The organism is Nocardiopsis alkaliphila YIM 80379, from assembly GCF_000341005.1.
Lineage (GTDB): Bacteria > Actinomycetota > Actinomycetes > Streptosporangiales > Streptosporangiaceae > Nocardiopsis > Nocardiopsis alkaliphila.
On sequence record NZ_ANBD01000092.1, the window covers coordinates 16,296 to 39,158 of the forward strand.

The window sequence follows — 22,863 nt, forward strand, 5'->3', positions numbered from 1 at the left end:
CTTTCCCGCGTCCGGCCCCATGGCCGATCGCGGTGGTGGACGCACAGCGCCGCCTCACCCGGGCACGGCAGAAAGCACCCGGCCCGGGAAAAATCAGCTGTTTCACGCAACACATGGAGAGGAGGAGGGGCACATGAGGGTCCGAACGCCTACCCGGCACCGGACCCCAGAGCCTTTCATACGTGATGATGGACACCAAGAACCGCCCGTTCGGCAAGATGCTGACCGCGATGGTCACCCCGATGCTCGAGGACGGCGAACTCGACTACGACGGCGCCGCTCGACTCGCCACCTACCTGGTGGACGAGCAGCACAACGACGGCCTCGTCATCAGTGGCACCACCGGTGAGTCGCCCACGACCAGTGACGAGGAGAAGGATCGCCTACTCCGCACGGTCATCGAAGCCGTCGGCGACCGTGCCCAGATCGTCGCGGGCGTGGGCACCAACGACACCCGCCACAGCGTCAAGCTGGCCAAGGCCGCGGAGAAGGCCGGCGCGCACGGCCTCTTGGCGGTCACGCCCTACTACAACAAGCCGCCGCAGGAAGGTCTGATCCGGCACTTCACCGAGATCGCCGACACCACCGGCCTTCCGGTGATGCTCTACGACATCCCGCATCGCACCGGGACGCCGATCGCCTCCGAGACCCTGGTCCGGCTGGCCGAGCACCCGCGCATCGTCGCCAACAAGGACGCCAAGGACAACGTCGGCGCCAGCTCCTGGGTCATGGAGCGCACCGACCTGGCCTACTACTGCGGTACCGACATCCTGAACCTGCCGCTGCTGTCGGTGGGCGCCGCCGGTTTCGTCAGTGTCGTCGGCCACATCGTGGGCAGTGACCTCAAGGACATGATCGACGCCTTCGAGAAGGGCGAGGTCGGTCAGGCGCTGGCCATCCACCGCCGCCTCACCCCGGTCTACACCGGCATGTTCCGTACCCAGGGCGTCATCACCACCAAGGCCATCCTCAACCTGTTCGGGCTTCCCTCCGGGCCGGTCCGTACGCCGCTCGCCGACGCCTCCTCCGAGCTCCAGGCCCTCCTACGCGAGGACCTGGCGGCAGCCGGGGTCAAGGGCCCGATCGGGCTCGCCCCGCACCAGGCGGTTCCGGCCAGCGCCGTCCGTGTCGAACGTCTCACGGAGGGTTCCGTATGAGTCATCCGCATCCCGAACTCGGTCCGCCCCCGCCCCAGGGCGAAGGCGTCCTGAGAATCGTCGCGCTGGGCGGTCTCGGTGAGATCGGTCGCAACATGACCGTCTTCGAGTACGCCGGCCGACTGCTCATCGTCGACTGCGGTGTGCTCTTCCCCGAGGAGGAGCAGCCCGGCGTCGACCTGATCCTGCCGGACTTCGACTACGTCCGGGATCGCCTGGACGACGTCGAGGCGATCGTGCTGACGCACGGGCACGAGGACCACATCGGTGGCGTGCCCTTCCTGTTGCGTGAGCGTGCGGACATCCCGATCGTCGGCTCCAAGCTCACCCTGGCGCTGATCAGCGCCAAGTTGGGCGAGCACCGCATCAAACCGGAGACCGTCCTGGTGGAGGAGGGGGAGCGTCGCGACTTCGGCCCCTTCGACCTGGAGTTCTTCGCGGTCAACCACTCCATCCCGGACGCGCTGGCCGTGGGCATCCGCACCCCTGGTGGTTCGGTGCTGCACACCGGTGACTTCAAGATGGACCAGTTGCCGCTGGACGGACGCCTGACCGACCTGGCAGGTTTCGCCCGGTTCGGCGACGAAGGTGTCGACATCCTGCTGTCGGACTCCACCAACGCCGAGCAGCCCGGGTTCATCGTCAACGAGCGCGACCTGACCGAGGCTATCGACAAGGTCTTCCGGCAGGCGGAGAAACGCATCGTCGTGGCCTGTTTCGCCTCGCACGTGCACCGCGTACAACAGGTCATCGACTCGGCGACCGCACACGGCCGCAAAATCGCGTTCGTGGGCCGCTCCATGGTCCGCAACATGAACATCGCGCGTGACCTGGGATACCTGAACATCCCCGGCGACACCATCGTCGACGTCAAGCAGCTCGACAAGATGCCGGCCGACGAGGTCGTCCTGGTGTGCACCGGCTCGCAGGGCGAACCCATGGCCGCGCTCAGCCGTATGGCCAACCGGGACCACCAGATCCGGATCGAGGAGGGGGACACCGTCCTACTGGCCTCCTCGCTCATCCCGGGCAACGAGAACTCCGTCAACCGGGTCATCAACGGTCTGACCCGCTGGGGCGCCAAGGTCGTGCACAAGGGCAACGCCCTGGTGCACGTGTCCGGCCACGCTTCCGCCGGTGAGTTGCTGTACGTGCTCAACATGGTGCGTCCGCGCAACTTCATGCCGGTGCACGGTGAATGGCGGCACATGCGCGCCCACGCCGACCTGGCCAAACTCACGGGTGTGACCAACGATCGGATCGTCATCGCCGAGGACGGCGTGGTGGTCGACCTCTACAAGCACCGGGCCAAGATCGTCGGTGCGGTGCAGGCCGGTTACGTCTACGTGGACGGTTCCTCGGTCGGTGCCGTCACCGACGCCGCGCTCAAGGACCGCCGCATCCTCGGCGAGGAGGGTTTCATCTCCGTCGTCGTGGCCGTGGACTCGAACACGGGCAAGGTCCTGGGCGAGCCCGAGATCCACACTCGGGGCGCCGGCATGGGATCGGACGCCTATGACGACGTCATGGAGAAGATCGAGACCGCGTTGGAGAAGGCGGCCGCCGACGGGGTCAACGACCCCCACCAGCTGCGACAGCTCATCCGTCGCAGCACGGGCCGTTGGGTGAACGAGACCTACCGTCGTCGTCCCATGATCATCCCCGTCCTGGTCGAGGTCTGACCGGACCCCACCTCCAAGCGTCGAACGGCCCGGGTCCTTCCCGGGCCGTTCGACGTCGCGTGGTATTCGATTCCGGAGCACGGCCACGACACGCCGGTGCGCCTTCGTGCCCGGGCTTGGGCACCTTAGTAGGCTTCCCGCCGTGCCGGGGCGCTGTGCCCGGGCTTCGAGTACGACCCCCGTCCCCGTGGAGGTGACCCCCGATGGCCACGCGCGCCTCCTCAGGCGGTTCCGGACGCAAGAAGCCCGCCACGCGTAGGTCCGCGGCCAAGAAGAAGCACATGCCGGACGGGCCCATCGCCTACGTCGTCACCCTCTTCGGCCAGTTCCTGCTGGTGCTCTGGAAGCTCATCGCGCACACCGTGGGCGGGACGGCCCGGGCGGTGGGACGCAGCGCCCGTGACTTGGACCCCGATCTTCGTCGTGACGGTATGGGGCTGATCCTGTTGGCCCTGGGCATCCTCGTGGCCGCGGCCGTGTGGTGGCAGAGCGACGGTCCTCTACTGGAGGCCACCCGCATGGTGGTCGCCGGTGGATTCGGAACCTTCTCCCCGATCCTGCCGCTGCTGTTCCTACCGATCGCCGTCAAACTGATGCGCACCCCCGGCACGGCCAAGGAGGGGGACGGTGGACGACTCTTCATCGGCGTCACCGCCATCATGCTCGGTCTGCTCGGGCTCATCCACATCTTCCACGGCATTCCCCAACCCGCGGACGGCATGGAGGGCCTCCACGACGCCGGTGGGCTCATCGGGTTCATCGCCTCCGGCCCGCTCAGCGCCGTGGTCACCCCCTGGCTCACCGGCCTGCTGCTGGCATTGGTCCTGGTCTTCGGCATCCTGGTCGTGACCGCCACCCCCATCCGGCGTATCCCGGACCGTCTCCAGATCCTGTTCAGCGCACTGATGGAGCGGGACCCGGGGCCGGACGCGGGTATCGGGCTCCTTGGAGCCGAAGTGGGCAAGGAGAAGAAGCCCGCCAAGCCGCGCAAGCGCAAGCCCAAGGCACAGCAGAGCGAGACGGTCGCCGGTGCCAACGAGCGCCCCTATGACACCTCCGTGGTCGCCGCGGAGGCCGAGGCCGGGGCGATCGCCCCCGAGCTCACCGACGCGGAGGAGGCGGCCCAGAGCGAGAAGAAGCGGGCACGCGCCAAGGCCAAGACCCCGGTGCCCGACCCCACCCCGGCCCCGGCCACCACCGAACAGCTGTCGATCCCCTCCCGCGTGGTGGAGGGCGACTACGAGTTGCCGATCACCACCATGCTCAAGCCCGGGTCACCGCCCAAACAGCGTACGAGGGCCAACGACGACGTGGTCGACGCCCTGTCCGGGGTGATGGAACAGTTCAAGATCGACGCCGAGGTCACCGGGTTCACTCGCGGACCGACGGTCACCCGCTACGAGATCGAACTCGGACCGGCGGTGAAGGTCGAGAAGGTCACCGCGCTGACCAAGAACATCTCCCTCGCCGTCAAGAGCGCCGAGGTGCGTATCCAGTCGCCCATCCCCGGCAAATCCGCGATCGGTGTGGAGATCCCCAACACCGACAAGGACATAGTGAGTCTGGGTGACGTGCTCCGCTCCCCGGTGGCCACCTCCGACGACCACCCGATGCTGGTCGGGCTCGGCAAGGACGTGGAAGGCAGCAACGTCGTGGCCAACTTGGCCAAGATGCCGCACGTGTTGGTCGCCGGTGCCACCGGTGCCGGTAAGTCCACCTGCATCAACGGACTCATCACCTCGTTGATGATGCGCGCCACGCCCGATGAGGTGCGCATGATCCTGGTCGACCCCAAACGGGTCGAGCTCACTATGTACGAGGGCATTCCACACCTGATCACCCCCATCATCACCAACCCCAAGAAGGCCGCCGAGGCCCTCCAATGGGTGGTGGGGGAGATGGACCGTCGCTACGACGACCTCGCCGCCTCCGGTTACCGGCACGTGGACGACTTCAACGCCGCCGTACGCGCGGGCGAGCTCAAGGCCCCGCTCGGCAGCGAACGCGAGTACGAGCCCTATCCGTACCTGCTGGTCATCGTCGACGAGCTCGCCGACCTGATGATGGTCGCCCCCCGTGACGTCGAGGACGCGGTCGTACGCATCACCCAGTTGGCCCGCGCCGCCGGCATCCACCTGGTCCTGGCCACCCAACGGCCCAGCGTCGACGTCGTCACCGGTCTGATCAAGGCCAACGTCCCCTCGCGACTGGCCTTCGCCACCTCCAGCCTCTCCGACAGCCGGGTCATCCTCGACCAACCCGGCGCGGAGAAACTCGTGGGCAAGGGTGACTCGCTCTTCCTCCCGATGGGCGCGGGCAAGCCCATCCGTCTGCAGAACGCGTGGGTGAGCGAGAAGGAGATCCGCTCGATCGTCGACCACTGTAAGAAGCAGGCCGAACCCAGGTACCGCGAGGACGTCGCCGTAGAGGGCACCAAGAAGAAGGAGATCGACGAGGACATCGGCGACGACATGGACCTGCTGTTGCAGGCGGTCGAACTGGTCGTCACGACCCAATTCGGCTCCACATCGATGCTTCAGCGCAAACTCCGTGTCGGTTTCGCCAAGGCGGGACGGCTCATGGACCTCATGGAGAGCCGCGACGTCGTCGGCCCCAGCGAAGGTTCCAAGGCCCGAGACGTCCTCGTCCAGGCCGATGACCTGCCCAGTGTCCTGGCGGACATCCGCGGAGGCTGATCCCGGCTTCTCCCCGCGACCCGGGCATCCGATTTGGTGTGATCTTGGACCGGTCGCAGGGCGTGGTGACCTGCGTGAAAGCACCTCGAATAGCAGAGTGGTGCACCGTAGGCACGGACGGTAGCGGGGGAAGTTCGCATGGCGACGATCGGTCAGACCCTGTCCACCGCACGGATCGCGGCGGGTTGCTCCTTGGAACAGCTGAGCAAACGTACGCGCATCCGGATGCGGGTCCTCAGGGCCATCGAGAACGATGACTTCGTCCCCTGTGGAGGGGACTTCTACGCACGCGGTCACATCCGCAGGCTCAGTAGGTGCTTCGGGGTCGATCCGGGTCCCTTGCTGGAGGAATACGAACGCGAACACGCCCTGAAGAACGACCCCGCCTCGGTCCCCCTGCCGAGACGACCGGTCAACACCTCCAAGGCCGCACGTATCGCGGCGGCACAGAGGGAAGAGGGCCCCGCCGAGGCGGCAGATCCCGACAGGGCCGGGCACGCCCCGGGGCGGTCCGGGGGCCAGGACCGGGAGCCAGAGCGGGGGGCCGGGCTCCAGGGCGGGTTCGCGATCGTCAAGGAACTACTCCGACAGGCCTGGCCGACCCCTGAACCGGAAGGGCGCCGACCCGAGTTCGACGCGGTGCCTGGACCACGCGGAACCGACGAAGGCCGTGACGGATCCAGCAGGGATCCACACCCGGAGGAACAGGGAGAACGACGTCCGTACCGGCCCGAGCCCCGACCCGAACGCAGTGCCGTGGTCGCTGAGGGCGGTGCCTTCAGGGGCGCGATGACGCGCACCGCCCCGGTCGGAATGCGCGACGAAAGCGTGGTGCGTCGGCACTGGCCCTGGGCGGTGGTCGGGATCATCCTGGTCGCCGCGGTCTTCGTCGGTGTCCGTAGTTGGCAGAGTTGGGAGGGAACCGATCCCACCCAGGGCGCCTTCGAGGTCGTTCGAGGTCAAGGCTCCGGCGGGGAGGAGACCCTCGGCGCGGCGATGCTTTCCGGGGAGGTGGTCGGTGATCGGGCCCGAATGGTCCAGGAAAGCGGCGGAGCCGAAGAGTTCACCGTCGAACTCACCGGCTCGGGCCGTAGTTGGGTCAAGGTCACCGATCCCGCGGAGGGGGACCTGTTCACCGGCTTCCTCGTCGAGGGCCAGACCCTGGACTACGTCGGTGAGCGACCCCTGACCATGCGGTTCGGCAACGCCGGGGTGGTCGAGATCGCCGTCGACGGTGAGGATCTCGGACCCGGCGGAGACTTCGGAGAGGTCAAGGAGGTCACCATCGGTTCCGAGGGCCTTGAGGACTGAGGCGGTGGGCTCACACCGGGCTCGAGTGGGGATGTGCCGAGGCCGGGGTACGGGAAGGGGAGCCGACCACGGTAGTGTGGGAGGCTGCGGGCGACGCTGATCGAAGCCGTGCCGCGCGCGATGACCGACCGTATCCCGGCCTTCGCCGCGCCGCGTCCCGCACCACTCACAGCTCTCCCACACGCTTGGAAGCCATGTCATCGCGCCGTACTGTCTCACTCGTCACCTTGGGGTGTGCGCGTAACGAGGTCGACTCCGAAGAACTCGCCGGACGCCTGGCCGCCGGCGGCTGGGACCTCGTCGACGACGACACCGAGGCCGACGTGACCGTCGTCAACACCTGCGGGTTCATCGATGCGGCCAAGCAGGACTCCATCGAGACCCTGCTGGAGGCCGCCGAGAACGGTGGCAAGGTCGTGGCCGCCGGATGCATGGCCGAGCGCTATGGCTCGGAGCTGGCCGAGGCCCTTCCCGAGGCCGCAGTGATCGGGTTCGACGACTACGCGACCATCACCGACCGCCTCGACGACGTCGTCGAGGGACGTTCGCTGGTCCCGCACGACCCGCGTGACCGCCGTACACTACTGCCGATCAGCCCGGCCGATCGTGACGCTTCCCAGGTCCACGTGCCCGGTCACGCCTCCTTCGCTGACGCCGAAGGCGCCGAGGGGACCGAGTTGCCCTACCGGACCTCGGTGCCGCGCCGTCGTCTGACCGGTGGCCCCGTGGCCAACCTCAAGATCGCCTCGGGGTGCGACAGACGGTGCACCTTCTGCGCGATCCCGGCCTTCCGTGGCGCCTACATCTCCCGGCACGCCGACGAGATCGTTCGCGAGGCCGAGTGGTTGGCGAGCGAGGGAGTTCGTGAGGTCTTCCTGGTCAGCGAGAACTCCACCTCCTATGGCAAGGACCTGGGTGACGTACGCGCCCTGGAGAAGCTGTTGCCGCGTCTGGCCGCCGTCGAAGGCCTGGAGCGGGTGCGGGTCAGCTACCTACAGCCCGCCGAGGTCCGCCCCGGTCTGGTGGAGGTCCTCACCGGCACCCCCGGTGTCGTCCCCTACTTCGACCTGTCCTTCCAGCACGCCAGTGGACCACTGCTGCGCCGCATGCGCCGCTTCGGCGACCGCGAGCGCTTCCTGGAACTGCTCGCCACCGCCCGCAAGGGGGCTCCGGAGGCCGGGGCGCGCTCCAATTTCATCGTCGGTTTCCCCGGTGAGACGGAGGAGGAGTTCGAGGAACTGGTGGCCTTCCTCGAAGAGGCCCGTCTGGACGCCATCGGTGTCTTCGGGTACTCCGACGAGGACGGCACCGAGGCCCTGAACCACCCGAACAAGGTGCCCGAGGAGGTCATCGCCGAACGGGTGGACCGGCTCAACCGGCTGGCCGAGGAACTCATGGCCCAACGAGCCGAGGAGCGTATCGGCACCGAGGTGACCGTTCTGGTGGAGGCCGTCTTGGAGGACGGCGTCTATGAGGGTCGAGCCGACCACCAGGCGCCCGAGGTGGACGGCAGTACCATCCTGTACGGCGAGGACCTGGCCGTCGGTGATCTGGTGCGCGCCACCGTTCTCCAGGCGTCCGGGGCCGACCTCGTCGCCGAACAGGACGGGGAAGCCGGAGACAGATGAGCACCCACGACCCCGCGGCGTCGTCGCCCTCGCCCCAGGCCCCCCTGTGGAACGTCGCGAACATTCTCACGATGAGCCGCTTGGCCATGGTGCCGCTCTTCGTGTGGTTCATGTTCTTGGACGGAACGTGGTGGCGTCTGGCGGCCTTCGGCGTCTTCGTCGTCGCCGCGATCACCGACCGGATCGATGGTGAGCTGGCCCGTCGCCACAACCTCGTCACCGACTTCGGTAAGATCGTCGACCCGATCGCGGACAAGGCCCTCACCGGAGCGGCCCTCATCGTTCTCTCCATCCAGGGTGACCTGTGGTGGTGGGTGACCATCGCCATCCTGGTCCGTGAGTGGGGCATCACGGTGCTGCGGGTCGCCGTCCTGCGCTACGGCGTGATGCCCGCCGGTAGTGGTGGCAAGCTCAAGACCGTCCTGCAGATCGTCGCGATCAGTATCTACCTGTTCCCGCTACAGCTGTTGCCGTTCACCGGATTCCTCACCTGGATCGCCCACGGAGTCATGGCGGCGGCCTTGGCCCTGACCCTGTGGACCGGTCTGACCTACGTCCTCGACGCGGTCCGTCTGGTTCGCGCCAAGGACGGGGCGAACGGCCAGGACGGCGACCACAAGTGATCGGGGCGAGGGGGCCCCGGCCCAAAGACGTCGAACTCGAGAAGGTGGCCGCCGAGGCGGCGGAGGCCGCCCACGCGGCCCTGCTGGAGTCCGGGGCCACCTGCGCCACCGCCGAATCCCTCACCGGGGGGCTCATCGGAGCCCACCTGACCTCCGTCCCCGGCGCTTCGGCCACCTACCGGGGTGGGTTCGTCACCTACGCGACCGAGACCAAGGGCACCCTCTTGGGGGTGCCCGAGGACCTGCTCGCGGAGTACGGTGCCGTTCACCCCGACGTCGCCGCCCACATGGCCCGAGGAGCCCGCCGGCTGACCGACGCCGACCACGCGGTGGCCGTCACCGGGGTCGCGGGTCCCGAACCCCAGGATGGGCATGAGGTGGGCACCGTCTTCGTCGCGCTCGCGGGACCGGACGCACATACACAGGTCCACTCGTTCCGTTTCACCGGGGATCGTGCGGGTATCCGCTACCACACGGTCGAGGGTGCGTTGAGGCTCCTGATGATCGCCGTTCGTGGGAACGAGGCGGGCAGCGCTTGAGACCGACCCTTTCGGTCGGCCCCCCCTCTCCTGTGGCACGGGAACAAAACCACCCCCGGAGGCCGTTCCCCCTCCAGCGAACAGGACGACAAGAGGTGCCCGAATCGGGCGTGGGGCAGGTACGGTGTTGTATATGAAGGTCGCTACCGGTGGGAGGGAGCGCGAATGATGGTCCTGCTTCGTCACCTACTTGGTGACGTGCTCAGGCGGCTGCGGCAGCGCCAGGGCCGCACCCTCCGCGAAGTGTCGGCCGACGCGCGGGTTTCCCTCGGTTACCTGTCGGAGGTCGAGCGCGGACAGAAGGAAGCTTCCTCAGAGCTGCTCTCCTCCATTTGCGGGGCCCTTGGGGTCCCGCTCTCACAAGTACTCCGAGAGGTCTCCGACCAGCTGGCTCTGGCCGAACTCCAAGAGGCCGCCCTGTTGGGAGACACCGTCACGACGGAACCCGTCCCCGCGCAGGACCTCGGCATCGAACCCGTACCCGATCGCGTTCCCCAGGTCGCCGACATGGCGGGTGTGTGACACCCGGCCCCACCCGAGGTCGGCGCACGACCACTCGAAAAGCCAAAGGAACCGGCCCTTCTCCGAAGAGGGGCCGGTTCCTTCGTGTGCGGGGCGGGTTCGGGTGAAGAGAGTCTCAGCACATCGAGGGTTCCTCGATGCCCGCGGGTGAGGGTCAGCACATCGAGGGTTCCTCGATGCCCGCGGGTGAGGGTCCGGGTGCCGAGGGCTCAGCGGTGGGTGTGGTTGGTCCAGGACTCGGGGTCCTCGGCCAGGGCACGCACCTGTTCGGGAAGTTCGTTGGTGACCAGGTGCCGGAGGTTGACCCCCTCCAAGATGGCGCGCTCACTGGCGCGCAGAGCGATCCACACCTGTTGCAGGCTGCGGGCCGCCCCGTCGTAGTCGACGTGTTCAGGGCGTTCTCCGCGCACGTTGGCGAGCGGTCCGTCGACCGCGCGGATGATGTCGGCCAGGGAGATCTCCTCCGAGGGCCGGGCGAGCCAGTAGCCGCCAACGGGCCCCCGTTGGCTGCGCACCAGGCCTGCTCGGCGTAGCTGGGTGAGGATGTTCTCTAGGAATTTTCCGGGGATGGCCTGCGCGCGTGCGAGCTGCTCGGCCGTCACCGGACCGTCGCCGGCGACAGCGAGCTCTGCGGCCGCGCGAAGCGCGTAGTCGACCCGGGCTGAAAGGCGCATGCTGTGATTATGCCGTGGTTAGAAGGGCGAATGGGGCACCGGGCACCAACGGGTGTCGTCGGCGGCCGGGATGCTACACGCCAAGAGTACTTCTCCTACCGGGTTTCGGGGACATAGGTGAGGCTTCCCGCTCACCCTGGGCCAGTGTGTTCGATCTCTCCCGTATGGCCGGTATGGGTAGGTTCGAGCCCAGGGCCCTGGAGAAGAGCCGTCGCCCGCCCCTGACCGGAGCGGGCGACGGGTTGGAGAAGGGCGTGGCCGAGCTTCAGCCGCCCACCTTCAGGGCGCCGGCAAAACCAAGGAGTTCGGCGGCGCTCAACCCGTTGACGTGTGCGGCCCCGTACGTGCTCACGTAGGCGCCGCGGTCCGGCCGCCAGATGGGCAGGCCCATCTCCACCACCACGGCCTTGGGATGGGTCGCGAGCAGGGCGCCGACGAACGCCTGGGCGCTCCGGTAGCGGTGCGCGTCCCGCACCACCACGACCAGGTCGCGGTCGCCCACCGAGGTCGACACCGCCGAGGGGTCGTCGGCCTCGGGATCGACCCGCACGGTGTCCCGGAACCAGGGGCCCAAGCCCCAGGGGACCTCGCCCACCGCCACGCCCGCCGGTGCGTCCACCTCGACCACGAACGGGTTCTCCAACGGCGGCAGGTCACCGTCCACCCGCACCGCCCTACGGGCACCGGTCAGCCCGATCCTCTCGGAGGCGGTGGCGCGGTCACGCTCGACGACGGACTCACCCACCCAGGCGCGCAGCCGCGCGTTGCGTTCGGCGGCCTCCTCCAGGCGCTCACCGCTCAGCCGGCCCTCGCGCACGGCGTCCACCAGGGCGGCGCGGACCGCGGCGACCTGGTCGGCGTACACGAAACGGCCCAGGCACAACAGGTCACAGCCGGCCGCGATGGCCAACACACTCGCTTCGGGGATACCGATGTGCTCACTGACCCCGCGCATGTCCATGGCGTCGCTCACCACGACCCCGGTGAAACCCAGCTCGTCGCGCAGCAGATCGTTGAGCAGGGCACGGTCGAGGGTGGCGGGTCCCTCGACGCCCAGCCCTGGAAGTTCGATGTGGGCGGTCAGGATCGACCGGACCCCGGCGTCGATGGCGGCCTGGAAGGGCACCAGCTCACGTCGGCGCAACAGGTCGGCGTCGGCCTCCACCCGGGGCAGCGTGTGGTGGGAGTCCTGGGAGGTGGCACCGTGGCCGGGGAAGTGCTTGGCGCAGGCCGCGACCCCGCAGGACTGTAGGCCTTGGACCGAGGCGGCGGCGTGCCGGGCCACGAGTTCGGCGTCGGAACCGAAGGAGCGGGTGCCGATCACGGGGTTGTCGTCGGCGACGTTGACGTCCACCGACGGTGCGAGGTCCAAATTGAACCCCAGGTCGGCCAGCTCCAGGCCCAGGGCTCGGAAGGTCTCCCGGGTCAGGTCGGGATCGTCCACCGCGCCCAGAGCCGCGTTGCCGGGGTAGTCGCTGCCTCGGGCCTGACCGATCCGTGTGACGTCACCCCCCTCCTCGTCGAGGGAGATCAGCGGGTGGTCGGTGGCCTCGCGCAGGCTCGCGTTGAGCGCGGTGACCTGCTCGGCGCTCTGGAGGTTGTTGTGGAACAGACAGACTCCGGAGAACCCGTTCGCCAGTCCGTCGAGGATCCACCGAGGAGCCTGGTAGGACTCGAAGGGCACCAGCAGCGTGGCGTTGGCCAATCGCTCCAGGGTCGGGTCGTGCGGCATGACGAACTCCGTTCATGAACATGGGTGCCCCATCGGGGCAGACGCGCGGCGGGGAAGGAAGTGGTGGGGCCATGGGGGTGACTGCGGGCCCGGGGCGCAACGGTGGCGTGCCCCCGGGCTCACGCTCAGCCTTTGACCGCCCCCATGGTCAGGCCGGAGACCATGCGGCGCTGGACGAAGAGGAAGAAGACCATGACGGGGACGGTCAACAGGGTCGAAGCGGCCATGATCGATCCCCATTCGATGGACACCGCGCCGAAGTAGTACTGCAGTGAGATCGGCAGGGTGTAGGCGCCCGTGTTGTTCTGCAAGAACGTGAAGGCGACGAGGAACTCGTTCCACGCGGTGATGAAGGCGAAGATGCTCGCCGCGGCCAGGCCGGGTGCGACCAGCGGCATCATGATCCGCCAGAAGATCGTCCAGCCACCGGCACCGTCGATGGCGGCGGCCTCCTCCAGTTGCCTTGGTACCGCGGACACGAAGTTGCGGATCATCAGGATGGTGATCGGCAGGGCGACCGCCACGTAGATCACGAACACACCGCTCAGGTTGCCGACGAGTTCGACGTCCAAGGTGTTGCCCAGGTGGAAGAAGTTGATGAACAGGGAGATGATCAGCGCTTCGATCGGCACCATCTGGATCACCAACAGCATGATGATGAACGCCGAGCGCAGGCGGAACCGGAACCGGGCGACCGCGATCGCGGCGAGCAGTGCCAACAGGGCGGTGAAGGCCACCGAGCCGACGGTGACGATCAGGCTGTTGGTGAGGAAGGACCAGAAGGAGGTGCCGGGGATGAGGACGCCCGACAGGACCCGTTCGAAGTGCTCGAAGGTGATCTCTCGGGGGAACACCGTGGGTTCACGGGTGAAGATCTCACCGGTGGGCCGCAGCGCGGTGGCCAGGACCCAGTAGACGGGGAAGACCGCGAAGAGGAAGACCGCGGTGGCGGCGGCGAACAGCCCCGCCTTCCCGAGGGACCTGCGCAGTCGGTGGACGTTGTTCATCGGGCCTCCTCCTGGCGGATCATGGTGCGCAGGTAGTAAGCGCTGATCACGAGCACCAGGACGGTCATGATCACGGCGATGGCCGAACCCATGCCGTAGTCGGGTGGGGTCGAGGCGAAGCCCAGTTGGAAGATGTAGGTCGGGATCAGGGAGATCTCACGGTTGCTGACACCGCCTCCGAGGATGAACAGCTGGGTGAAGATCCGGAAGTCCCAGATCACCTGGAGGATCAACAACAGGGCGAAGAGCGGACGCAGCATCGGGAACGTGAGGCTCCAAAAGCTTCGCCAGCCACCGGCGCCGTCGATGCGCGCGGCCTCGTAGAGTTCGTGCGGGATGCTCTTGAGCCCGGCCAGGACACTGATCGCCACGAACGGGAACGATTGCCACACCACGGTGATGATGAGGATCGGGAACAGCGTGCTCGGTGAGTTGAACCAGTTGAACTCGTTCCAGCCCGAACCCACCAGCCAGTTCGGCAGGGAGTTCAAGAGGGTGTTGACCAGTCCGTATCTGGTGTCGAACAACCAGCGGTAGACGATGGCGGCGCTGATGACCGGGGTGGCCCAGGCCAGCATCAGGCCGAGCCCCAGAGCGGTGGAGGCCCATCTGGGCAGCTTGTGCATCAGGATGCCGACGAGTGTTCCGAGGATCATCGTCAGGACCACCATGCTCAGGCAGACGATGATCGTGTTGCGAAAGACCGACCAGAAACGGTCGTCGGTGAGCACGTAGGCGTAGTGGCCGAAGTCGTTCCACTGCGCGTCCTGGCCCCGCAGTTGGTGCAGGCCGTAGTCGTGCAGCGAGATCCATAGCATCTGACCGATGGGCCAGAGCAGGACCACGCCGAGCACGATCAGAGCGGGCAGGATCAGGAAGTAGGGAATGAACCTGAGGCGTGTGCGGCGCGACAGGGTCACCCGGGCCTCGGGCCGCTCGACCTCGGGCTTGGTGGGGCGTTCCAGCGTTTGTGTCATGAGCCGTTCCTGGCGGATCGAACGGGGGCGGTCACCGGTCGGGCGACCGCCCCTGGTGCGTGCGTAGCGGACACGCGGACGGGATTACTCGGAGACCTCGCGGTTGAGGGCCTCGGTGAGCTCCTCGTTCAGTTCGGGCAGGACCTCGTCGGCGGACTCGCCCTCGGCCAGGCGCTGGACGGCGTTCTGGATGGTGGCCAGCTCCCACTGGACATGGCCCCAGTTCGGGGTGTCCGGGAACAGGCGCAGGTCACCGGTGGCCTGGGTGGCGGCACCGGACAGGATCGGGTCCTCCTGGAAGGTGTCGCTCTCCAGGACGTCGGCGTAGGTCGGGAACATCGACGACACCTCGGTGTAGGGCATCGCGTTGTCCTTGCTGTTCAACGTGGTGATGTAGTCGAACGCGGCCTCGGGGTGCTCGCTGGTGCCCCACACGGCGAGGTCGGAGCCGCCGCCGAAGGCGGGCGCCATGCCGTCCACACCGGGGATGGGCGCGGTGGCCCAGTGGCCGGCGTGCTCGTCGTTGAGGTCCTCGAGCTGGGTCTGGGCCCAGGGGCCGTCGATGAACATGCCGATCTCACGGTTGACGAAGTCGGCGTGGGCGCAGTCGACCTCGTTGAGACCGATGCAGGCGTTCGGGGAGATGCCGTCGGTGGTCAGACCCGCGTAGAACTCCAGGGCCTCGGCGGTCTCGGGGGAGTCGAGCCGTCCGACCCACTCGCCACCTTCCTCGACGGCGAAGTCACCGTCGTTGGCCCACACGAAACTGGCGACACCGTTGAGGAAGTCGGTGGGGGCGGCGAAGCCGGGAACGTCGTATTCGTCCTCGATGTCCTCAGCGACCTCGACGAGCTCGTCCCAGGTCGCGGGCGGCTGGTGACCGAGCTCGGCCAACCAGTCGGTGTTGTACCAAAGGGCGCGCACTCCGCTGTACCAGGGAACGCTGTACTGTGCGTCACCGAAGGTACCGTTGGCGTAGGCTCCTTCGAGGAGATCGTCGCTGTCGTCCCAGTCCTCGACGAACCCGGAGACGTCGTAGAGGGCCTCGGCTTCGGCCCAGGTGGCGACCTGGTCGTTGCCGATCTCGACGACGTCGGGACCTCCGGAGACCATGGCGGTCTGGAAGCGCTGACTGAACTCGCCCCAGGGAACCCACTGAACGTCTACGTCGGTGTCCGGGTAAAGCTCCTGGTACTGCTCGGTGACCGTCTCCATGAAGGCGTTCTGGTCCTCACTGGCGTCGCCCATGCGCCAGACGGTCAAAGTCTCGGGCGCGTCACCGGAGCCACCGCCGCCGTCATCGGAGCCACCGCCGCAGGCGGTCGCCAGCATCACCACGGCCGATGCCAGAGCGATCTTGGGGAACCTCATGTGAATTCATCTCCCTTCGCACCATGGCACCGGGGGTGTGGTGCCCGTGCTCGAAGCGACCTGGGATCATGGACGGATCCAGTGCTTCGACGTTCGGTTGGGGGTGTGCTGGGACAGCACGGTCTTGGCCGCCCCGCCGGCGCGGGTACCGAGGTCCGAAACCACTACGGACCTGCCGGGACGTGACCTCCTGTGAGGTTGTGAGCTAAATTAACAGGAAACTTTCCTAATAAAAACAGGGTGAGGTGTCACGGTTATGTCTCAACGTCCGGGGACTCCCCGGCTGCTGCGCCAGCTCAACGATCGCGCGGCACTGGAGCTACTACTGTCCGGCGGCCCCTTGACCAGGACTCAGCTCGGAACCGAGACGGGCCTGTCCAAGGTGACCGCATCCCAACTCCTGGCGCGACTGGAAGAACGCGACCTGGTACGCGTGGTCGGTAGTCGCGCTGGAGGGCGTGGCCCCAACGCCGCCCTCTACGCGGTCGTCCCCGAGAGTGCCTACGTGGCCGTCCTGGACGTGAGCGCGAGCCGGGTCACCGCCACCATCGCCGACATCACCGGGCAGATCATCAGCGACGTCACCGTCGACCCCAGAGCCTCCGATGACCCGGTCTCCCTCGTCCACACCGCGGTGATGCGCTTGGTGGACACCGCCGGGGTCCCGCTGGCCAAGGTTCGTGCCTGCGTCATAGGCACCCCCGGTGTCGTCGATCCCCGCACCGGCGACATCCGTTTCTCCTTCGACCTCATGGACTGGCACGAAGGGATCCTCGAAGCGCTGCGCGCCGACCTCAAGCGTTCGGTCATGCTCGAGAACGACGTCAATCTGGCGGCCCTGGCCGAGCACGCGGACGGCGCCGCCGTCGGAGTCGACGAGTTCGTGCTCATCTGGCTCAGCGCCGCCGGTGGTGTCGGTATGTCCACCATGATCGGGGGACGGGTCCACCGAGGCCGATCCGGTGGTGCCGGCGAGATCGGCTACCTGCCCGTCCCCGGTGCGCCCATGCCCACCGACGTGGGCCTGTCCGGCGGCTACGAATCCCTCCAATCCCAGGGTGATCGGGAACTGTCACATGGCTTCCAGGCCCTGGTCAAGGCCAAACAGGTCCTGCTGCTCGCCGCCGAACACGGCTTCACCGGCGACGACGTCACCGAGGTGGTGGCCCGCGCCGCCGCCTCCGACACCCCCGAGGGCGACGCCTTCCTCGACGCCTTCGCCGACCGGCTCGCCCGCGGCGTGGCCGCCGTCAGTGTGATGCTCGACCCCGGACTGGTCGTCCTCGGCGGCGACGTCGCACAGGCCGGCGGCCCCAAGCTCGCCGAACGGGTTCAAGAGGCCACCGCCCGGCTCGCCCCCAACGCCACGGAGGTGGCGCTGGGAAGAGTCGAGGGCAACCCCGTGGTGCGCGGTGCCCTCCTACACGGCCTGGAACGTGCCCGCGAGGAGGTCTTCTCCTCGACCGTCTGAGAGGACCGAAGCCACCTTCACGCCGTGCCTGGCGCGTCCTCACCCGCCCAGGCGCGGTCGGTCATCGCCGTTCTCGTCTTCGCCCCTCGGCCGGGGCCAAAGGAGCCCGGAGTCGTTACGAAGTCATGGGTCGTTCGAACCCGGAAGGGGCCCTCGGGGACACGGCCGGCTGGGGGACCTCAGGCGCCGAACCATGGCGATTCGAGGACGGACCATGATCCCGGCCTCCTCCTCGACGGCCCACTGACGGACCAACCCCGGCCCCCACTCCGGTCGAGGGAACACGGAAAATCCCCGTCGCTCGTACCACGGGCCGTTCCAGGGCAGATCACGGAAGGTGGTCAGGGTGACCCGATCGTGCCCTCGCCCGGCGGCCTCGGCGCACACCGCCTCCACCAGCGCCCCACCCACCCCGCGCCGTCCATGGTCCGGATGCACCGCGAGCTGTTCGAGATGGGTGCCCCCGTCCAAGGTGACCGTGGCGGCCAAGCCCTCCACCCGCCCGTCCACCTCGGCCACCATCACCCGTTCGACGTGGTCGAACATCTGCCTGGGGTCGTCCAGCGGAAGCATCACCCCCGCCTCCGTGAAGAGGGAGTCGGCGGCCAACGACACCGCCACCACGAACTCCGTGTCCTTCGACGCCATCGGCCGGATCACCGGTCCCATCGTCCCCCCGTGTGCGACGGTTGCTCACCGTCACCCTAGCGGCGTCCAGACGATTCGTCCCGGCCGATGAACGACGCGGACCCCACACCCACTCAGCGGCGCAGTCGCAGCCCCTTGGGGGTGACATGGAAGCCCGTCGCCACCAAGGCCGAATCCAACGCCGTGCCGAAGGGTGCCAAGGGGCCGCTCATGCCGCCAGTCCGCCCATGGGGTCCGACAAAACCGAGCCCGGGACACGCCCGACCGAGCCCGGGACACGCCCGGCACGGGGAGCCACCCTGTGGACAACCCCCTGGGAGCCCTCTCGATCACCCATACTGGGGCCGATGAGACTCACCACCTTCTGGAACAACATGCACGAGCAGTTCGGCGAGGTCTACGCCGACAGCCTCGCCAAGGACTACGTCATCGAGGGGCTGGGTTCGCGCACCGTGAACCAGGCCTTGGCCGAGGGCGTCGGCGCCAAGGAAGTCTGGCGCGCCGTGTGCGAGGCCTTCGACCTCCCGGCCACCGTCCGATGAGACGTGGTCCACATTCGCCCCGTGGATCACCGAAAATCGAACACAGGTTCGGGTAGTGTGGTCCCACCGCTGACGAACGTCGTGATTGTCGTACCGAGTGCGTAGCGTCAAGCGCATCATGAAGAAAAAGGCATCGACCCAACAGGGGAATCCCGTGGCTTCTGGAGACCGAGACAAGGCTCTCGAAACAGCGCTCGCGCAGATCGAGCGGCAGTTCGGCAAGGGCTCCGTCATGCGCCTGGGCGACGACGACCGCCCGCCGATCGAGGCGATCCCCACCGGCGCCATCGCGCTGGACGTGGCCCTGGGCATCGGCGGACTGCCCAAGGGCCGGGTCGTGGAGATCTACGGACCCGAGTCGAGCGGGAAGTGCCTGACCGCCGACACCCACGTGTGGACCGACCACGGACTCGAAACCGTCGCCGAGCTCTTCGAGCGTGCCGGACAGCCCGTCAGCCGCACCACCCGCGTCACCGACATCCGGGACCTGGGCATCCGCGTGGTCAACGAGAACGGTGAACTGGAGACCGTCGCCGCCCTGACCCACAACGACCGCAAGCCCGTCCTGAACATCACCAGCGCCTCGGGCCGGCGGGTGAGCGTCACCCACAACCACCCCTTGCGGGTCATGAACGAGGACGGCTACATCGTCTGGCGCGAGGCCGGTGACCTGGCCGAGGGCGACACCCTCGTCTCCGCCCGCTTCGGTGCCAACGAGGCGGCCCTGGGCGGTGGCCTCAGCGAGGACGAGGCCGTCTTCCTCGGCTACCTCGTCGCAGAGGGGACCCTGCTGGACTCCGCCACCTCCATCCGCTTCACCAACGGTGACGAGGAGGTGGGCCGTGAGTTCACCTCCATCGCCACCTGGCTCTTCGACACCGAGGTCGAGGTGTCCGAGGGAAGCGACCGCCTCGAATACGTACTCCCGGGCGTGGAACCGCGCAAGGAGATCGCCGAGCGCTACGGTCTGGACTACGTCGGCTCCGCGAACAAGCGCGTTCCCCACGCGGTGCGCACCGGTGGCGACAAGATCCAGCGCGCCTTCCTGTCCGCCCTCTACGAAGGCGACGGGTGGATCGACGACAGCTCCACCATCGGCCTGGGGACAGCCTCCGAGGGACTGGCCCGCGACGTCCAACTCCTGCTCTACGGCCTGGGCATCCCGGCCTCCCTGTACACCGAGTACGACACCACCTACGAGCGTGACTATTGGACCGTCGCGATCGACCCCTCGGTGGCCCACCGCTTCCTGGACCAGGTCGGCTTCCGCTCGGCCCGTCGCGCCGCGCAGATCGAGCGCGACTTCCACCCGTCCTCGCGCGACCCGAGGTTCGAGGACATCCCGAACCTCGGCGGGATGATCCGCTCCCTGCGCGACGGCTTCGGCGGCGACCGTGACTTCGATCGGGTGGCCGGCGACCTCTTCCACACCGACGGCGCCCCGACCTGTAGTCGCAACCGGCTCATCGAGATCATCGACTGGGCCAAGAGCCGCGAGCAAGCGCCCTCCGCCTCGGCCCAGGCCATCATCGGCCACCTGGAGCAGCTGGTCGCAGACCCCTACACCTTTGAGGCGATCACCGCGATCGAGGACGGCGGTGTCCAGCCCACCTTCGACATCATGCTTCCCCAGACGCACAGCTTCCTGGCCAACGGGGTGCTCTCGCACAACACCACCGTCGCGCTGCACGCGGTGGCCAACGCCCAGAAGCAGGGCGGGATCGCCGCCTTCGTCGACGCCGAGCACGCACTGGACCCCGAGTACGCCAAGAAGATCGGCGTCAACACCGACGACCTGTTGCTCTCTCAGCCCGACACCGGTGAGCAGGCGCTGGAGATCGTCGACATGCTGATCCGCTCCGGCGCGATCTCGGTCATCGTCATCGACTCCGTGGCCGCCTTGGTGCCCCGCGCCGAGATCGAGGGCGAAATGGGCGACAGCCACGTGGGCCTTCAAGCTCGTCTGATGTCCCAAGCCCTGCGTAAGATCGCCGGCGCATTGAGTTCCACCGGTACCACCGCGATTTTCATCAACCAATTGCGGGAAAAGGTGGGCGTCATGTTCGGGTGCATGCATTATGACACCCGGGTGACCCTCGCCGACGGTACGCAGGAAAAGATCGGCAAGATCGTCGATCAGAAAATGGACGTCGAAGTTCTGTCCTACGACCCGGAACGGGACGAGGTCGTTCCTCGGAAGGTCGTCGGGTGGTTCAACAATGGGGTGGCCGACCACTTCCTCCAGTTCACAGTGGCTCGTTCAGGGAAGAACGGCCGCTCTCAGTTCGCGGCCACGCCCAACCACCTGATCCGCACTCCTGGCGGCTGGCGTGAAGCGGGAGAGTTGCTCCCCGGCGACCGGGTCCTGACCTCCCAGCAGCACTTCCTGAACGACCAGCAGCGTCAGGTCGTCTTCGGAGCATTGATGGGCGACGGTAGCCTCTCCCCGAACACCACGGGGCGCACCGGCACCCGTTTCCGGATGGGACACGGCCAGGCGCAGGCCGACTACCTCGACTGGAAGGTGTCGCTTCTGGGCAACATCGGGCATACCCGCACCACCAACGACGAGGGTGCCGTCTTCGCCGACTTCACTCCGATTCCCGAACTGGCCGAGCTGCACGAGGCCGTCTACTTCGGGGACGGCAAGAAGCACCTGAGCTGGGAGTACCTCAAGCAGCTCACCCCGCTCGCCCTGGCCGTGTGGTACATGGACGACGGTTGCTTCACCGTGCGTTCCAAAGGCGTCCAGCAGCGTACCGAGGGTGGCAGTGGCCGGATCGAGATCTGTGTCGAGGCGATGAGCCCCGGTAGTCGGACACGCCTGGTGGACTACCTTCGGGACACCCACGGCTTGGACGTCAAACTCCGGTCGAGTGGAAGCCGAAACATCGCGGTCCTCCAGTTCAGCACCGAATCCAGCGCCCGCTTCCAGGAGATCGTCGCTCCCTACGTGCACGAATCCATGGCACACAAGCTCCTGCCCCGTTTCCAAGGGCAGTGCCGGATCGAACCGGTGCACTCCGAGCCGGTGGACCGCCTGGTCGCCTCTCCGATCCTGGACATCCAGGTCAAACCGGAGACACGGGGCATGGACAAGTTCGACATCGAGGTCGAAGGAAACCACAATTACTTCGTCGATGGTGTCATGGTGCACAACAGTCCCGAGACCACCTCAGGTGGACGGGCTTTGAAATTCTATTCTTCGGTCCGTTTGGACGTGCGGCGCATCGAAACCCTCAAGGACGGCACCGATGCGGTCGGTAACCGCACCAGGGTGAAGGTCGTCAAGAACAAGGTCGCGCCTCCGTTCAAACAAGCGGAATTCGACATTCTCTATGGTGTCGGGGTTTCTCGTGAGGGAAGTCTGATCGACCTGGGTGTGGAAAACGGAATCGTGCGCAAGTCCGGTGCCTGGTACACCTACGACGGAACGCAATTGGGGCAGGGCAAGGAGAACGCCCGCAAGTTCCTGCGCGAGAACGTCGACATGGCCAACGAGGTCGAAAAGAAGATCAAGGCGAAGCTGGGCGTGGGTGTGCCCTCCGGTGACGACACCGGATCCGAGACGGACGCCAAGACCGACCCGGCCAAGGAAGCCGTCGCCAAGGCCCCCGCCAAGAAGGCGTCGGCCAAGACCACGACCACCAAGGTGCCCGGCACGGATGCGTGAGGGGCGCCGGTTCGATGACCGCACCGGGATGGCCGAGGAGGCTGTCCCGGTGAGCGTCGACGATTCCCCGGACGGGCCCGAGTGCCCGTCCGGGGAGAAACTCGAAGCGAAGGTCCACAACCTGGTGCTGCGCATGCTCACGCACTCGCCGCGCACCCGCGCCCAGCTGGAACGTTCCCTGCGACGTAGGGAGTACGAGGAAGAGGTCGTCACAGGCGTCCTCGACCGGGTCGAGGAGGCGGGGCTGATCGACGACGCCGCCTTCGCGCGGGGCTGGGTCTCCTCCCGACACCACAGCCGGGGTCTGTCTCGACGGGCCCTGTCCCAGGAATTGCGTACCCGGGGCGTGGAGGAGGAGACCGTTCGGGAGGCCGTCGCCGAGGTCAGCGACGAGGACGAGACCGAGGCCGCCCGGATCTTGGCCCGTAAGCGTTTGGCCGGCAGCAGGGGCAAGGACGCCCAGACTCGGACCCGCCGGGCTCTGGGGGCACTGGCCCGCAAGGGCTATCCGGCGGGTCTGTCCTACCGGATCGTTCGGGAGGAGTTGGAGGCGGAGGGAGAGGAGGTAGGGTCGCCGCTCGACCCCGACCACCTTTGAGCCTTGGCGAGT

19 protein-coding genes are annotated in these 22,863 nt (G+C 67.3%); 13 read left to right on the forward strand and 6 right to left on the reverse strand.

Going from position 1 to position 22,863, the window contains the following annotated elements:
- Nucleotides 1-185: 185 nt before the first annotated feature.
- From dapA to D472_RS0113730, 8 genes are all read left to right on the forward strand, one after another.
- Nucleotides 186-1,157: a 4-hydroxy-tetrahydrodipicolinate synthase gene (gene dapA / locus D472_RS0113695; protein ID WP_026117671.1), complete on the forward strand. Its 972-nt coding sequence runs from the start codon at nucleotides 186-188 to the stop codon at nucleotides 1,155-1,157.
- Nucleotides 1,154-2,839, forward strand: coding sequence for a ribonuclease J (locus D472_RS0113700; RefSeq protein WP_017605056.1), 1,686 nt, complete (start codon nucleotides 1,154-1,156; stop codon nucleotides 2,837-2,839). The genes dapA and D472_RS0113700 overlap by 4 nt, the downstream gene beginning before the upstream one ends.
- Nucleotides 2,840-3,042: 203 nt before the next feature.
- Nucleotides 3,043-5,535, forward strand: coding sequence for a DNA translocase FtsK (locus D472_RS0113705; RefSeq protein WP_017605057.1), 2,493 nt, complete (start codon nucleotides 3,043-3,045; stop codon nucleotides 5,533-5,535).
- Nucleotides 5,536-5,673: 138 nt separating this feature from the next.
- The gene (locus D472_RS0113710; RefSeq protein WP_017605058.1) at nucleotides 5,674-6,846 is read left to right on the forward strand and encodes a helix-turn-helix domain-containing protein; all 1,173 of its coding nucleotides are present in this window, start codon (nucleotides 5,674-5,676) and stop codon (nucleotides 6,844-6,846) included.
- A gap of 194 nt (nucleotides 6,847-7,040) precedes the next feature.
- Nucleotides 7,041-8,474 (forward strand): 30S ribosomal protein S12 methylthiotransferase RimO, encoded by a 1,434-nt coding sequence (rimO, locus tag D472_RS0113715; protein WP_017605059.1) that lies wholly within the window; start codon nucleotides 7,041-7,043, stop codon nucleotides 8,472-8,474.
- Nucleotides 8,471-9,097, forward strand: a complete 627-nt coding sequence (gene pgsA / locus D472_RS0113720; protein ID WP_017605060.1) for a CDP-diacylglycerol--glycerol-3-phosphate 3-phosphatidyltransferase — start codon at nucleotides 8,471-8,473, stop codon at nucleotides 9,095-9,097. Before rimO ends, pgsA begins: the two co-directional genes overlap by 4 nt.
- Nucleotides 9,094-9,636, forward strand: a complete 543-nt coding sequence (locus D472_RS0113725) for a CinA family protein (RefSeq protein ID WP_017605061.1) — start codon at nucleotides 9,094-9,096, stop codon at nucleotides 9,634-9,636. The genes pgsA and D472_RS0113725 overlap by 4 nt, the downstream gene beginning before the upstream one ends.
- Before the next feature lie 165 nt (nucleotides 9,637-9,801).
- Nucleotides 9,802-10,158 carry a helix-turn-helix domain-containing protein gene (locus tag D472_RS0113730; RefSeq protein ID WP_017605062.1) on the forward strand — a complete coding sequence of 119 codons (357 nt, stop codon included), beginning with the start codon at nucleotides 9,802-9,804 and terminating at the stop codon, nucleotides 10,156-10,158.
- Nucleotides 10,159-10,367: 209 nt separating this feature from the next.
- On the opposite strand, the gene D472_RS0113735 is transcribed toward D472_RS0113730, so the two are convergent.
- The 5 genes from D472_RS0113735 to D472_RS0113755 form a co-directional block, all read right to left on the reverse strand.
- Nucleotides 10,368-10,832 (reverse strand): RrF2 family transcriptional regulator, encoded by a 465-nt coding sequence (locus D472_RS0113735; protein WP_017605063.1) that lies wholly within the window; start codon nucleotides 10,830-10,832, stop codon nucleotides 10,368-10,370.
- A 265-nt stretch (nucleotides 10,833-11,097) separates the two neighbouring features.
- Nucleotides 11,098-12,564, reverse strand: a complete 1,467-nt coding sequence (locus tag D472_RS0113740) for a glycoside hydrolase family 3 protein (RefSeq protein ID WP_017605064.1) — start codon at nucleotides 12,562-12,564, stop codon at nucleotides 11,098-11,100.
- 125 nt (nucleotides 12,565-12,689) lie between these two features.
- Nucleotides 12,690-13,571 (reverse strand): carbohydrate ABC transporter permease, encoded by an 882-nt coding sequence (locus D472_RS0113745; protein WP_017605065.1) that lies wholly within the window; start codon nucleotides 13,569-13,571, stop codon nucleotides 12,690-12,692.
- Nucleotides 13,568-14,548, reverse strand: coding sequence for a carbohydrate ABC transporter permease (locus tag D472_RS0113750; RefSeq protein ID WP_017605066.1), 981 nt, complete (start codon nucleotides 14,546-14,548; stop codon nucleotides 13,568-13,570). Before D472_RS0113750 ends, D472_RS0113745 begins: the two co-directional genes overlap by 4 nt.
- Before the next feature lie 84 nt (nucleotides 14,549-14,632).
- Entirely contained in the window at nucleotides 14,633-15,919 is a 1,287-nt protein-coding gene (locus D472_RS0113755; protein ID WP_017605067.1) for an extracellular solute-binding protein, read from the reverse strand.
- A gap of 46 nt (nucleotides 15,920-15,965) precedes the next feature.
- Here D472_RS0113755 and D472_RS28435 point away from each other — a divergent pair, with 46 nt between their 5' ends.
- Both D472_RS28435 and D472_RS0113760 read left to right on the forward strand, forming a co-directional pair.
- Entirely contained in the window at nucleotides 15,966-16,115 is a 150-nt protein-coding gene (locus D472_RS28435; RefSeq protein WP_161625108.1) for a hypothetical protein, read from the forward strand.
- A 60-nt stretch (nucleotides 16,116-16,175) separates the two neighbouring features.
- Nucleotides 16,176-17,390 (forward strand): ROK family transcriptional regulator, encoded by a 1,215-nt coding sequence (locus D472_RS0113760; RefSeq protein ID WP_017605068.1) that lies wholly within the window; start codon nucleotides 16,176-16,178, stop codon nucleotides 17,388-17,390.
- Between the two features lie 123 nt (nucleotides 17,391-17,513).
- Here the strand turns inward: D472_RS0113760 and D472_RS0113765 are convergent, their stop codons facing one another.
- Nucleotides 17,514-18,038 (reverse strand): GNAT family N-acetyltransferase, encoded by a 525-nt coding sequence (locus D472_RS0113765; protein WP_239642974.1) that lies wholly within the window; start codon nucleotides 18,036-18,038, stop codon nucleotides 17,514-17,516.
- A 347-nt stretch (nucleotides 18,039-18,385) separates the two neighbouring features.
- On the opposite strand from D472_RS0113765, the gene D472_RS0113770 reads away from it, so the two are divergent.
- The 3 genes from D472_RS0113770 (at nucleotide 18,386) to D472_RS0113780 (ending at nucleotide 22,851) form a co-directional block, all read left to right on the forward strand.
- Nucleotides 18,386-18,580 carry a DUF3046 domain-containing protein gene (locus tag D472_RS0113770; protein ID WP_017605070.1) on the forward strand — a complete coding sequence of 65 codons (195 nt, stop codon included), beginning with the start codon at nucleotides 18,386-18,388 and terminating at the stop codon, nucleotides 18,578-18,580.
- A 118-nt stretch (nucleotides 18,581-18,698) separates the two neighbouring features.
- Nucleotides 18,699-22,253, forward strand: a complete 3,555-nt coding sequence (gene recA, locus D472_RS0113775; RefSeq protein ID WP_083903479.1) for an intein-containing recombinase RecA — start codon at nucleotides 18,699-18,701, stop codon at nucleotides 22,251-22,253.
- The gene (locus D472_RS0113780) at nucleotides 22,246-22,851 is read left to right on the forward strand and encodes a regulatory protein RecX (protein ID WP_017605072.1); all 606 of its coding nucleotides are present in this window, start codon (nucleotides 22,246-22,248) and stop codon (nucleotides 22,849-22,851) included. The genes recA and D472_RS0113780 overlap by 8 nt, the downstream gene beginning before the upstream one ends.
- The last annotated feature ends 12 nt before the right edge of the window (nucleotides 22,852-22,863 follow it).